This is a genomic window from Parageobacillus sp. KH3-4 (genome assembly GCF_022846435.1).
Taxonomy (GTDB): domain Bacteria; phylum Bacillota; class Bacilli; order Bacillales; family Anoxybacillaceae; genus Parageobacillus; species Parageobacillus thermoglucosidasius_A.
Map to the genome: position 1 here is coordinate 1,325,597 of NZ_AP025627.1, position 13,077 is coordinate 1,338,673.

12 protein-coding genes are annotated in these 13,077 nt (G+C 44.3%); 10 read left to right on the forward strand and 2 right to left on the reverse strand.

The window, feature by feature from the left end; all coding sequences use genetic code 11:
* Nucleotides 1-67 precede the first annotated feature (67 nt).
* The 8 genes from dinG (at nt 68) to MWM02_RS06975 (ending at nt 8,506) form a co-directional block, all read left to right on the forward strand.
* The gene (gene dinG, locus MWM02_RS06940; RefSeq protein ID WP_244403296.1) at nt 68-2,833 is read left to right on the forward strand and encodes an ATP-dependent DNA helicase DinG; all 2,766 of its coding nucleotides are present in this window, start codon (nt 68-70) and stop codon (nt 2,831-2,833) included.
* A 279-nt stretch (nt 2,834-3,112) separates the two neighbouring features.
* On the forward strand, nt 3,113-3,283 hold the full coding sequence (locus MWM02_RS06945; protein ID WP_064550254.1) for a YpmA family protein: 171 nt from the start codon (nt 3,113-3,115) through the stop codon (nt 3,281-3,283).
* A 13-nt stretch (nt 3,284-3,296) separates the two neighbouring features.
* Nucleotides 3,297-3,773 carry a cell wall elongation regulator TseB-like domain-containing protein gene (locus tag MWM02_RS06950; protein WP_064550337.1) on the forward strand — a complete coding sequence of 159 codons (477 nt, stop codon included), beginning with the start codon at nt 3,297-3,299 and terminating at the stop codon, nt 3,771-3,773.
* A 21-nt stretch (nt 3,774-3,794) separates the two neighbouring features.
* A complete protein-coding gene (locus tag MWM02_RS06955; protein WP_064550256.1) occupies nt 3,795-4,985 on the forward strand; it encodes a pyridoxal phosphate-dependent aminotransferase in 1,191 nt (396 codons plus the stop codon).
* Nucleotides 4,986-5,103: 118 nt separating this feature from the next.
* Entirely contained in the window at nt 5,104-6,396 is a 1,293-nt protein-coding gene (gene asnS / locus MWM02_RS06960; protein WP_064550258.1) for an asparagine--tRNA ligase, read from the forward strand.
* A 67-nt stretch (nt 6,397-6,463) separates the two neighbouring features.
* Nucleotides 6,464-7,171, forward strand: a complete 708-nt coding sequence (locus tag MWM02_RS06965) for a DnaD domain-containing protein (protein ID WP_064550259.1) — start codon at nt 6,464-6,466, stop codon at nt 7,169-7,171.
* Nucleotides 7,172-7,222: 51 nt separating this feature from the next.
* Complete coding sequence (nth, locus tag MWM02_RS06970; RefSeq protein ID WP_064550261.1) at nt 7,223-7,873, forward strand: endonuclease III; 651 nt, start codon at nt 7,223-7,225, stop codon at nt 7,871-7,873.
* 129 nt (nt 7,874-8,002) lie between these two features.
* Nucleotides 8,003-8,506: a YpoC family protein gene (locus MWM02_RS06975; RefSeq protein ID WP_244403297.1), complete on the forward strand. Its 504-nt coding sequence runs from the start codon at nt 8,003-8,005 to the stop codon at nt 8,504-8,506.
* A gap of 20 nt (nt 8,507-8,526) precedes the next feature.
* On the opposite strand, the gene MWM02_RS06980 is transcribed toward MWM02_RS06975, so the two are convergent.
* Together MWM02_RS06980 and recU are read right to left on the reverse strand one after the other, a co-directional pair.
* Complete coding sequence (locus tag MWM02_RS06980) at nt 8,527-11,310, reverse strand: PBP1A family penicillin-binding protein (RefSeq protein WP_244403298.1); 2,784 nt, start codon at nt 11,308-11,310, stop codon at nt 8,527-8,529.
* A 36-nt stretch (nt 11,311-11,346) separates the two neighbouring features.
* Entirely contained in the window at nt 11,347-11,952 is a 606-nt protein-coding gene (recU, locus tag MWM02_RS06985) for a Holliday junction resolvase RecU (RefSeq protein WP_064550265.1), read from the reverse strand.
* A gap of 262 nt (nt 11,953-12,214) precedes the next feature.
* Between recU and MWM02_RS06990 the strand changes: the two genes are divergently transcribed.
* Both MWM02_RS06990 and MWM02_RS06995 read left to right on the forward strand, forming a co-directional pair.
* Complete coding sequence (locus MWM02_RS06990) at nt 12,215-12,463, forward strand: hypothetical protein (RefSeq protein ID WP_064550267.1); 249 nt, start codon at nt 12,215-12,217, stop codon at nt 12,461-12,463.
* A gap of 65 nt (nt 12,464-12,528) precedes the next feature.
* On the forward strand, nt 12,529-12,897 hold the full coding sequence (locus MWM02_RS06995) for a YppE family protein (protein WP_064550269.1): 369 nt from the start codon (nt 12,529-12,531) through the stop codon (nt 12,895-12,897).
* Nucleotides 12,898-13,077 lie beyond the last annotated feature (180 nt).

The following is a 13,077-nucleotide window of genomic DNA, read 5'->3' on the forward strand; positions in this document are numbered from 1 at the left end:
GAATAGGGGGCTATTTCGCGAGCGAAAAGGCCCCTTTCGTTACGCTTTTTTATTTTGAGGTGACGATATGAAAGACCGGTTTGTAATCATGGATTTAGAAACAACGGGGAATGTTCCGAAAAAAGGCGACCGCATTATTCAGCTTGGCATGGTAGTCGTAGAAAACGGGCAGATTGTCGATCGTTTCTCGAGTTTTTTCAATCCAGAGAGGGATATTCCTCCATTTGTTCAGCAGTTAACGAACATTAATGAACAAATGGTCGCTGATGCGCCTATTTTTGCTGAGGAAGCGGCGAAAGTCGCCGACATGCTGCAGCAATCTTATTTCGTCGCCCATAACGTCTCGTTTGATTTGCAGTTTTTACAGGAAGAATTACAGATGGCAGGATTTCCCCCATTTTCAGGGCCGACGATCGATACGGTCGAACTTGCCCGCATCGTTTTTCCAGATGCTGAAAGTTATAAATTAACAGATTTGGCAAAACTTCTATGTATTACCCATAACCAGCCACATCACGCTGACAGCGATGCGGAAGTCACCGCTAAATTATTCATCGCGTTACTGGACCGCTTGCGCCAGCTGCCGCTTGCGACGCTGCAACATTTAAAGCGCTTGTCGCCCTATTTGAAAAGCGATTTATATTCGTTGCTGGACAATATGATGATAGAAAAGATGACATCTTTAGCCGATGAGAAGTCATATATATTTTACCATGGCGTTGCGCTAAAAAAACCTGCTCCCATGCAGAAAAAAGACAAAGGCGGCAACAAGCAAGCTTCGTTTGCCGAATTTTTTGCCGGTCCGCATACGCTTCCGCTTGATCATTATGAAAGACGAGATGGGCAATGGGAAATGATGAAGCTCGTTTATGAGGCGCTCGACACGTCGCAGCACGCTTTAGTCGAAGCGGGGACAGGCATTGGCAAATCGCTGGCGTATTTAATTCCAAGCGCCTTTTTTGCGTATGAGCGGCAAAAGCGCGTCGTGATTAGCACGCATACGCTCCAGCTGCAACAGCAGCTGCTTGAGCGCGACATCCCTTTCGTAAAAACGATTGTTCCGTTTCCGCTTCGCGTAGCAGTGCTGAAAGGGAAGCGCAATTATCTTTCATTGGATAAGTTTGTCGCTTTTTTGCGGGAGCATCATCAAAACTATGATGTTGTATTGTTGAAATGCCAGCTTCTTGTTTGGTTGACGAAAACGGAAACAGGAGATATAGACGAATTAAACGTCTCATCTGGAGCACGTTTATTTTTGCCATTTCTGTTTATGGATGAGGAAGATAACGGCGGCAAATATAATTTCTTTTTACGAGCGAAACAGCGTGCTGAAGAAGCCGATATTGTGATCACCAATCACGCTTTTTTATTGCATGACGTTACTGCTTCTACACCGCTTTTGCCTGATTATGAACATATAGTCATTGATGAGGCGCACCATCTGGAAGATGTGGCGTCCCGTTATTTCGGGCAACAAGTCGATTATGTGTCTATTCGTTTGCTATTAACAAGAATTGGTAAAATAAGTGAAAATGGTTCGCTTGCGAAGTTGATGAAATTATTTGAACGGCATCATCTAAATGCGGAGGATCGTTTTTTGCGTTGTGAGCGGCTTGTGGAAGAGCTTCAGTTTGAGTGTGACGAGCTGTTTCGCATGATGCGCCGTTATGCATTAGACCGAAAGCCGCCGGAATCGGGGCGCTGCCGCTATCGCATTGCGCCAAAAAAAGAAAGCGGCCGCCAATGGAGCGCAATGAAAGAACTGCTATGGCGGGTACGTGATCATATTGCCCAGCTTGTTGACGAAACAAAGCGGTTGCAGGCGATTTTCATACAAAACGAAATGGAAACATCCATATCCAATAAGTCATGTTCGTATTTTTCCGACGTTTCCTCCTTGAGCCACATTGTCGATGCATTGTTCGATTTAATGGAAAGCGATGATCCAATGATGGTGCGGTGGATCGAAGCGGAGGAAAAGGGAGCGGCAAACGCTACTGCGATTTATTCGCAGCCGATTCAGCTCGATGAATTTTTTGCCGAACGGCTGTTTATGCGAAAAAAAAGCGTTGTGCTTACATCGGCGACATTAACGATGAATGGCAGTTTCGCATATATGATATCCCGTCTCGGATTAAGTGACTTTTATCCAATTTGCCAAACGATTCCGTCCCCGTTTTCGTATAAAGAACAAGCGATCCTAATGATTCCGAGCGATTTTCCATCCATTTCTTCTGTATCATTAGAAGAATATGCTTCCGCTGTGGCTGAAGGGATAGCACAAATTGCTGAACGAATCAAAGGGAAAATGCTCGTACTTTTTACTTCTTACGAGCTGCTGCGATTGACTGCCGCCGCGATGAATATGGATGAACGAAGCGGAGAACATGTATTGATCGCCCAGGGAGTACAAAGCGGCAGTGCAGCAAAACTGACAAGAGCGTTTCAACAGTTTGAACAAGCGATTTTGTTTGGAACAAGCAATTTTTGGGAAGGAGTCGATTTGCCTGGTGACGAGCTGTCGGTGGTAGTGATCGTCCGCTTACCGTTTGCGCCACCAGATGACCCGGTCATCGCGGCAAAGAGCGAGCATATTCGCGCCAAAGGAGGGAATCCTTTTTACGAGCTGTCTCTTCCGGAAGCGGTACTCCGCTTTAAGCAAGGGTTCGGAAGGCTGATTCGCACGAAAAAGGATAAAGGGGCGGTGTTTGTACTTGATCGCCGTCTTACGTCTGCTTCATACGGAAAATATTTCTTAAATTCATTGCCGCCGCTCAACGTCTATGAACAATCGCTTGATCAACTTTTACAAAAACTGGAAAAATGGCTATGATAAATGGATGGAAAACGGCGTAAGCTATAGCTAGATTGGATTAGCCGTCAATCCGCTTGGCGAATTGCAGCAAAAAAGCGCCTTGCTTATGCGTGTGTAGAAGCAAGGCGCCTGTGAAAAATGGTGTAGGCGGGAAATTTTTTATGAAATAAACAGGCGAACCTGTTATAATAATAAGAAAACACAACATGTCATATTGCTGTTGTATTTGTATTGTTGCCGTTGTATCTTGTTCGTATAAGTAACAAAATTTGTGTCACACAGGAGGAAGCGACGTAAATGGAAAGTAAAATCGAGGTGCTTGCTACTGTAAAAATCCAACATTCCGATGACTTATACAAAATCGTCGATTGCCTGAACCGGACGTTGAAGCGAGACAATCTTATGTTCGGGCTCGCTTTAGATGAAAAGGATAAAAAGCAGGCGATTTTTACTATTTATCGTACGTAAAGATGTGATGGAAATGAAAAAGTGGATCGTTTTAGTGCTCGTTTTTTTATGTCTTGGAGTTTGGCAGGCGATCTCCGTTTACCGGGATGCTTTGCAGCCAAAACAGTCGCTGGTGGAAAAGGCGTTAGAGCGAGCAAAAGAAAAAATTGCTTTCACGCGTATTGAGCGCACTTATACATACTATGGAGACCGCACTTATACCGTTTTTATCGGCGAGAATAAACAGGGAAAAAAATATATCGTCTGGGTTCCAGAAAAGAAGGGAAAAATTGTTGTCAAACGAGCGGAAAGCGGCATTACAGAAACAGAAGCGATCGCGAAATTAAAAGCGGAGCGCCATCCGAAAAAACTTATTTCCGCCAAGCTTGGCATGGAAAAGGGCGTACCTCTTTGGGAGTTAACATACATTGATCAACATGATCGCTATTCGTTTTATTACTTAAGCTTTACTGACGGAACATTTCTAAAGAGGTACAGTTTTCAACAATGACATAATTAGGGGGAAGAAACGATGAAACTTGCGAAACGAGTTGCTTCACTCACACCATCCACCACGCTAGCGATCACGGCAAAAGCAAAAGAGTTAAAAGCAGCAGGTTATGACGTGATTGGATTGGGAGCAGGCGAACCGGATTTTAACACGCCGCAGCATATTATTGACGCAGCTGTCAAAGCGATGAATGAAGGGCATACGAAATACACGCCGTCGGGCGGCCTGCCGGCTCTAAAAGCCGAGATTGTTAAGAAATTTGAAAAAGACCAGCAACTTCATTACGAGCCGTCGGAAATCATCGTTTGTGTCGGGGCCAAACACGCGTTATATACGTTATTTCAAGTTATTTTAGACGAAGGGGATGAAGTGATCATCCCGACTCCGTATTGGGTCAGCTATCCGGAGCAAGTGAAGCTTGCCGGCGGCGTTCCTGTTTATGTCAAAGGTTTGGAGGAAAACGAGTTTAAAATCACGCCGGAGCAGCTAAAAGCAGCGATTACGGAGCGGACAAAGGCGGTGATTATCAATTCGCCAAGCAATCCGACGGGAATGATTTATACGGAAGAGGAGTTAAAAGCGCTTGGTGAAGTTTGCTTGGAGCATGACATTTTGATCGTTTCCGATGAAATTTATGAAAAATTGGTGTACGGAAACGCCAAACACGTATCGATCGCGCAATTGTCGCCAGAGCTAAAAGCGCAAACGATCGTCATTAATGGCTTGTCCAAATCGCATTCGATGACGGGATGGCGGATTGGCTATGCGGCCGGAAACAAAGAAATTATTAAGGCGATGACCGATCTTGCCAGCCACAGCACCTCCAATCCGACATCGATCGCGCAATACGCAGCGATTGCTGCATACAGCGGTCCGCAAGAGCCGGTGGAAGAAATGCGCAAAGCATTTGAAGAACGGTTGGATATTATTTATGAAAAACTCGTGCAAATTCCAGGATTTACTTGCGTGAAGCCGCAAGGAGCGTTTTATTTGTTCCCAAACGCGCGTGAAGCGGCGAAAATGGCCGGTTATGATACGGTGGACGAATTGGTTAAAGCGCTGTTGGAAGAGGCGAACGTTGCGCTTGTGCCGGGATCCGGATTCGGCGCGCCGGACAATGTCCGCTTGTCATACGCCACGTCGCTTGATGTGTTGGAAAAAGCGGTGGAACGCATCAAACAATTTATGGAAAACAAACTGCAGCATGCGTAAACAAAAGCGGCTTTGCTTTGGCAAAGCCGCTTTTTGGTTGCCACTCTTTTTGGCGAAATGTATAATATTGTAGGATATACTACATTGTGTTCGAACAGATGTTGGAGGGAAAACGTACGTGAAAACGACGATTGCAGAAGTAAAAAATTACGTAGGACAAGAAGTAACGATCGGCGCTTGGCTTGCAAACAAGCGTTCAAGCGGAAAGATCGCCTTTTTGCAATTGCGTGACGGAACGGGTTTTATTCAAGGTGTTGTCGAAAAATCGAAAGTGACAGAAGATGTTTTTCAAATCGCTAAATCGATCTCACAAGAAACGTCGCTATACGTGACGGGAACGGTGCGCATCGATGAACGTTCTCCGTTCGGATATGAACTTTCCGTAACAAATTTAGAAATTATTCATGAAGCGGTTGACTATCCGATTACGCCGAAAGAACACGGAGTCGAATTTTTAATGGATCATCGCCACCTTTGGTTGCGGTCGCGCCGTCAGCATGCGATTATGAAAATTCGCAATGAAGTGATTCGCGCGACGTATGAATTTTTCAACGATCACGGTTTTGTGAAAGTCGATCCGCCGATTTTGACCGGTAGCGCGCCTGAAGGAACGACGGAATTATTTCATACAAAATATTTTGATGAGGATGCATATTTATCGCAAAGCGGGCAATTATATATGGAAGCAGCGGCGATGGCGCTCGGTAAAGTATTTTCCTTTGGTCCAACGTTCCGTGCCGAAAAATCAAAAACGCGCCGCCATTTAATTGAATTTTGGATGATTGAGCCGGAAATGGCGTTTTATGAATTCGAAGATAATTTAAAGCTTCAGGAACAATACGTTTCACATATTGTCCAATCGGTATTGAAAAATTGCCAGTTAGAGTTAAAAACGTTAGGGCGCGACACGACAAAGCTCGAGCTTGTGAAGCCTCCATTTCCGCGCATTACATATGATGAGGCGATTCAGCTTCTGCATGATAAAGGGCTTAACGACATCCAATGGGGCGACGATTTTGGCGCTCCACACGAAACAGCGATTGCCGAAAGTTTTGACAAACCTGTCTTTATTACGCATTATCCGGCAACGCTGAAGCCGTTTTATATGCAGCCGGACCCGAACCGTCCAGATGTTGTGCTGTGCGCCGACTTGATCGCGCCGGAAGGCTATGGCGAAATTATTGGCGGTTCGGAGCGGATTCATGATTATGAACTGCTGAAGAAGCGGTTAGAAGAGCATCATTTGCCGCTTGATGCGTATAAATGGTACTTAGAATTGCGGCAATACGGCTCTGTGCCGCACTCTGGGTTCGGGCTTGGGCTGGAGCGCACCGTTGCTTGGATTTGCGGCGTCGACCACGTTCGCGAAACGATTCCGTTCCCGCGTTTGCTTAACCGTCTTTATCCGTAAAAAATCCCCCCAAAAAAGGGGGATTTTTTGTCCGGTTATGTTATACTATAGTTTGAGGTGTATCCGTATGGATAAAAAGAAATTGGCCGAATGGCTGTCCCAAGGAAGCATTGCCATTCCGAAGCTATTATTGTATCATTATAAACATCTCGGTTTGTCGGAAGCAGAATTCGTGCTGCTATTGCATATACACTCTTTTATTGAAGAGGGAATTTTATTCCCTACTCCGGCTGAGTTGGCTGCAAAAATGACGATCACTCCTTCCGAGTGCATGGAAATGCTTCGGAAATTGGTGCAAAAAGGGTTTATTTCGATTGAAGAGAACGTTGATGAGCAAGAAATTCGTAGCGAAAAATATTCGCTGCAGCCGCTCTGGGAAAAGCTTGTCCATTATTTATACGCCGAGTTGCTAAAAGAGGAAAAACGCGAGCAGCAAGAAGAAGAACAAAGCTTGTATACGGTGTTTGAACAAGAGTTTGGCCGACCGCTGTCTCCGTTTGAATGTGAAACATTATCGATGTGGATTGACCAAGACGGACATAGTCCGCTTCTCATCAAAGCGGCGCTTCGTGAAGCGGTGTTGTCAGGCAAGTTGAATTTCCGCTACATTGATCGCATTTTATTTGAATGGAAAAAGAACGGAATTCGTACGATCGAGCAGGCGCAAAATTACGGGAGAAGATTTCGCAAATATCAGCAGTCTTCCAAGTCTACACAGCCTGCGCAAAGTGAGTATAAACAAACGATTCCATTTTTTAACTGGCTGGAGTCATAAGCGAGAGGCGTTGTCTCTCGTTTTTCTTTGCAAAAAGAAAGGAGAAGGTGAATGCTTACAAAACAACAGATTCGCTATTGTTTAGATAAAATGGGGGAAATGTTTCCGAATGCGCATTGCGAATTAGTGCATCGCAATCCGTTTGAATTATTAATCGCTGTCGTTCTATCCGCCCAATGTACAGATGCGTTGGTGAACAAAGTAACGAAACGGTTATTTGAAAAATATAAAACGCCGGAAGACTATGTGGCCGTCCCGCTGGAGGAGTTGCAGCAAGATATTCGTTCGATCGGCCTTTATCGCAATAAAGCAAAAAATATTCAAAAATTATGCGCGATGCTAATAGAAAAGTATGATGGACAAGTTCCACAAGATCGCGACGAGCTAATGAAACTGCCTGGAGTCGGGCGGAAAACGGCGAACGTCGTCGTTTCTGTCGCCTTTGGCATACCGGCAATCGCCGTCGATACGCATGTTGAGCGCGTCAGTAAACGCCTCGGTTTTTGTCGGTGGAATGATTCTGTATTGGAAGTCGAGAAAACATTGATGAAAAAAATTCCAAAAGAAGAATGGTCGATTACACATCACCGCATGATTTTTTTCGGCCGTTACCATTGCAAAGCGCAATCTCCGCAATGTCACGTTTGTCCGCTTCTTGATTTATGCCGGGAAGGAAAAAAGCGGATGAGCAAAAGGGGTTAAGTTCCGGGAATCGTGTAAAAAAAGAAAGCGAAAAAAAGCGATGGTGTTTTCCGATGGTCCAAGTTGACTAGACTGATGGCGGAATTTTACACGATCATTTGCGCTTGATAAGCAGAAGGGGTGCCAGTGATGCGCGTAGCAAATAAGTTTGCCCATCCATTGTTCTTTCGCGAAGGGGAAGTTATCGAAATAAAGGATGAGCAGCCTTTTCCGCATATGATGAAACGCGTTTATTTTTATTATGATATGATTGAACGTGAGCCGTTTCCTTGGTATGATATCGAGCGGTCGATTCCCGCGGTGCTGCAGTTGTGGAGCGAGGAAAAAGAACGGTTGGAAAGCTGCTTTGCTAGACGCGACCGCCGTTCCGCCCGTGCGCCAATGATTCGCGCGCTTTCTTATTTGCTTTCGTGTTTATTTTGGCTGAACGGAAAGAGAGTGACGAATGTGCGTCATTGGCAAGAAGAAATTGGTGCATTGCCGCTGAAACCGGTAAATTGTTCGGAACGGCTTCAGTTTATTTTCGATCGTTGCGATGTGTATCATTCGTTTATTCAGTTGTGTGAATTGTTTGAGGAAATGGCAAAATTAGCATACAAACAAATGGCAATAAACAAAAGGATGTCTCGGTAAGCGAGACATCCTTTTGTTGTTTAATTTTCATTTTGTTTTTGGATGAGATCGGAGCGCTGCCCTGCGTTTGTGCCAATGGAGTTATTGCGTTGCGTATTATTGTTGTTGTTTCCTATGTTGTTATGTTGGGTATTCCCGTTGGTTCCTCCATTATTGTTATTTTGCGATGGAGGAGTCGTCGGGTTGGTAGATGGTGGCGTTGGAGAAGTTGTTCCACCGGAGTTGTCACCACCGCTATTCCCATTGTTATCATTGTTGCCATTGTTTTCTCCGTTATTGCCATTGTTGCCATGATTATCATCATTGCCGTTATTCCCATTGTTTTCATTGTTGTTGCCGTTTGTTCCATTGCCGTTTTCATTTGGTTGTTGTTCGTTGTTTGTGCCTTGATTTGGTTGATCAGATGGAGGTGTTTGGCCTTGATTTTCATTTCCTTGTATATTTTCGCCTTCTCCTGGCACTCGAACGCTCGTCAACGCTGGCTTGCTTTGGCTTTCTCCTTCTTTCGCGTAAACGGCAAATGTGTAAACAGCGCCTGGCGATGGATTATTAACGATGATGGATTGTTCTCTCGTCATTACAACGTCTTGCTCGCCTTTATCATTTTTTATCCGAATTTCAAAGACGGTATCGCCGTTTGCGTTGCTATAGTTCCATGAAACAACGATGGAATTCGTTGCTTGGTTATATGCTGCTTGCAAGTTCGTTACCGACGGCAACGTTTCCGGGCCGTCGTCTTTTGCCACTTCTGTTGGTTCTGTTCCTCTGACGAAACATTCGTATGTGACTTCGCTTTCTGGCGTATATTTGCTTGCTAGTTTTGGAGGATTAGAACCTTTTTTAATCGGCAGTTTTACAACGCTTTTTGGCATTTTAAAATCGCTGCCGCCATCATCGATATGAGAAATGACACGCTTAAACAAAAGTCGTGAAATTTTTTGCTCGCGGTCTGTTAAATCAGCGGTGCTGCTGCGTTTGCTAAATCCGGTCCAAACCGCTGCTGTATAGTTTGGCGTATAGCCGACAAACCAGCTATCCGGTACGGCCCGTTCAGATAGACCGTATTTTCTCGCGATTTCGCTAGGATAGTTTGTCGTTCCCGTTTTGCCGGCGATATGGAGTCCCGGAACATTCGCAAGCGTACCCGTTCCGTATTGAACAACCGATTTTAACATATCAGTGATCATGTACGCTGTATAATCTTTCATCACTTTTTTCGGTTTCGGTTTTAAGTTCATCTCTGTGCCGTCCGGAAAGACGATTTTCGTGACGGCGTGTGGCTTAATATATACCCCGTTATTGCCAAAAGCGCTGTAAGCTCCAGCCATTTGTAATGGGGAAACGCGATTTTCCAAACCGCCGATCGCATACGCCTCGTGCACTTCGTCAAGCCCCATGCCGAGCCTGTTTGCGAATTCTTTTGCCCGCTCTTTTCCAACGGCTTGAAATGCTTTGAGCGCTGGAATGTTGCGGGATTTTGCCAACGCGTAGCGCATCGTAATCGGACCTAAATATCTTCTATCAGCATTTCGAATCGGTTTGCCGTTAGAGTAAGAATATGGTTCATCGACAATTTGGTGAGCAGTCGACCATTTTAAATATTCAATCGCCGGACCGTAATCCAAAATCGGCTTAATGGACGAGCCAGGCTGACCGACTGGCTGAATTGCATAGTTGAACCCAAACGTCACGTTTTCGCGGTGGCGTCCGCCGCCAAGCGCACGAATTTCACCTGTTTTGGTGTCAATAAGCGCGATTGCCGACTGCAAATCTTTTTTATTGGTAAACAACGTATCGGAATTTAATAAATCCTCCACATATTTTTGCGCATCTTGGTCTAGCGTCGTATAAATTTTTAATCCGTCTTCAAAGACGTTTACATTCGCTTGATCTGTCACTTCTTTAATGACTTCGTCGATAAACGAATCGTACGGAATGGAGTTATTGTGTTTTTTCCGTTCAACAAGCATCGATTTGATTGGCACTTGTTTTGCTTTTTCCGCTTCCTCTTTTGTGATAAATCCATGTTTTGCCATAAGCGACAACACAACATCCCGCCGTTTTTTCGCGGCCTCCGGATGGTCATACGGGTTATAGTTGTTTGGGCTTTGCGGCATTCCTGCGAGCAGCGCTGCTTCAGGAAGCGTTAAGTCTTTTAAATTTGTTTTTCCAAAGTAATATTCTGCCGCTTTCGCAACACCGTAAATGCCGTCTGAATAATAAATTTTGTTGAAATACATTTCCAAAATTTCATGTTTCGAATACTTTTGTTCCAAACGAAGCGCAAGCCATGCTTCTTGTGCTTTTCGTTTTAACGTTTTTTCCGAAGAAAGGAAAGTGAGTTTTACCACTTGTTGCGTAATCGTGCTTCCGCCTTCGGAACCGAACCCTTCTTTTACGTTGGCGACGACGGCGCCGGCAAGTCGGACAAAATCCACGCCGTGATGCTCATAAAAGCGGGCGTCTTCCGTTGCCAAGACAGCGTCTTCCAACACTTTTGGAATATCTTTATAGGAAATGTACGTTCGTTTATGACCGCCGAGCTCGGCGATTTTATGACCGTTCATGTCATAAACAGTGGACGATAAAGGATCTTTAATTTTTGCTTCATCAAGCGGCGGTGTATCTTTAATAAAATAAGCAAACGTCGCAATTCCGCCTACCATTCCTATGATCATAAACAGCAAAACAGCAGTAGCTAATTTTTTAAAAAGCGATGCGCTTTTTCGCTTTTTCGCTTTCTTTTGCTTTGTCCGCTTAGTTGCTTGTTTTCGTTCTACACGAGAACGATATTCACCAGACATAAACAAATCCTGCCTTTCTTATGAATTTGCAATCCGTTAATGAGAGAAATAAACTTTTTCTACTACACTAATATAATCAATTCTCGGTTGGTAGCCAAGTGCAATATAGTGACCGTGCCGTTCGATTTCCTGTTTTGGAATGGATTTTCTCCCTCCCGATTGTTGCCGTTCCCAAAACGTAATTAAATGATGCGCGTCAAGAAGATAAACTTCGTTCAGTGTGGTAAAACGCAAAATAACAAAACAAATTCCCCCGTGCTGCAATACTTGCTTCATATGATGAATTTGGTGTTCATGAAAATTTTTCAATGGAAACGATGTTTTATTTTTCGTTTCTTTCGCTTCAAAGTCAATATATTTGCCGCGATATACTCCATTGTAGTCCGTTGTCGACGCTTGTTTAAAATAGGCTTCTTTAATGACAGCAGCACTTCGTTTTGGATAGTCGACGCGGACGATTTGTACCGGCGTCGGCTTTTTATGAATGACGGCAATTCCGTGTTCGCGGTAATATTCGTTCGTTGCGTTCAAATCCTCTTCTAGCGTCATGCCGCGGTTGCCGTAATTTGGCTGAAATGGACGCACCGGTTCGCTCATCGGCCTTGCTTCGTACGTTTTGCCGCCGGGATATTTGAATGCCATCCTGTTCATCTCCTTTGAATGCTTTTTATTATACCACAGGAAATCGAGAAACGGGTGCAATAAGAATCGAATGGTCTTTCACATACATGATTACGCAGACGATTTTTTTTCTTGACCGTATTTTGCAGATGTCGAAATCGTTCGAAGCAATGACTGCTGGCACTTTCTTTGCCGAAATGGTTCTAGTTTTGTCATATCGGAAGGGAGTCAAGGTTTTACCGCGAATTGATTATCATCATTGCGAAAGATGGGGGAGATAACAGTGAGTCAGCGATGGATGAAAAAAAAGGAAGTGGAAAAACAACTATACGAAATTTTCCAACTAATCGAGCAAGTACATGAAAAAATGGAAAAAGTCATTGAGGATGCCATTGAGGAGCATTATGTACAAAACAAAAGGCAGTTGGAAAGGGTAGAGCGGCAATTTGATAATGTCGAACAGCAATTACGGGATGTTGCGGAAGAATCGGAACCGTCGCTTTCATTTGCTTCAAAGCTTTTCTTTGTGTAGCAAGTTTTTCCCTTCAACGTAAATGGTGTGGTATAGTAAAGAAGGACGTTTGGAGGGAAATCGCCATGGAGAAGCAGCTAAAAGCGTTAACAGAAAAATTGTTGGACTATAATAAGCAATTGGTATATATTTCGCAGCAAGCACAAAAGCGGCAAAAGGAGCCGGATTTTTTTGAAGAGGTAAAGCCGTTTGTCAATCAAGTAAAACGGGTTGTAGACGAATGGAAACAGATGGCGCTTCTCTGGATAAAAAAAGCGCAACCGAAGCATATTTACGAGATACAAATTGAAACTGCCGGGGACAATATCGAAAAAGTGGCGGTCGAAGCGTTTTATCCATCTGTCCCGCTGCGGCGCATTAAGCAATTTTGCCGATCGATTGAATACACGTTGTTGCTTGTGAAAGAACGCTTAGAAGAGAGCATGAAGCAATAATGAAAGAAAGCTGTCTTCGTTGTCGAAGACAGCTTTTCGTTCTTTTTTCACACCTTAAGCAAAATCATTTGCGACGAAGCATTCGCCTGTTTTGGCGGAACACGGTTTCTGCGCTGTCGTTTCCCATGGCCAAGTCGTGTCTTTTCCATGGTTGCTTCGGCCAAATGTGAAAGAAAGCGC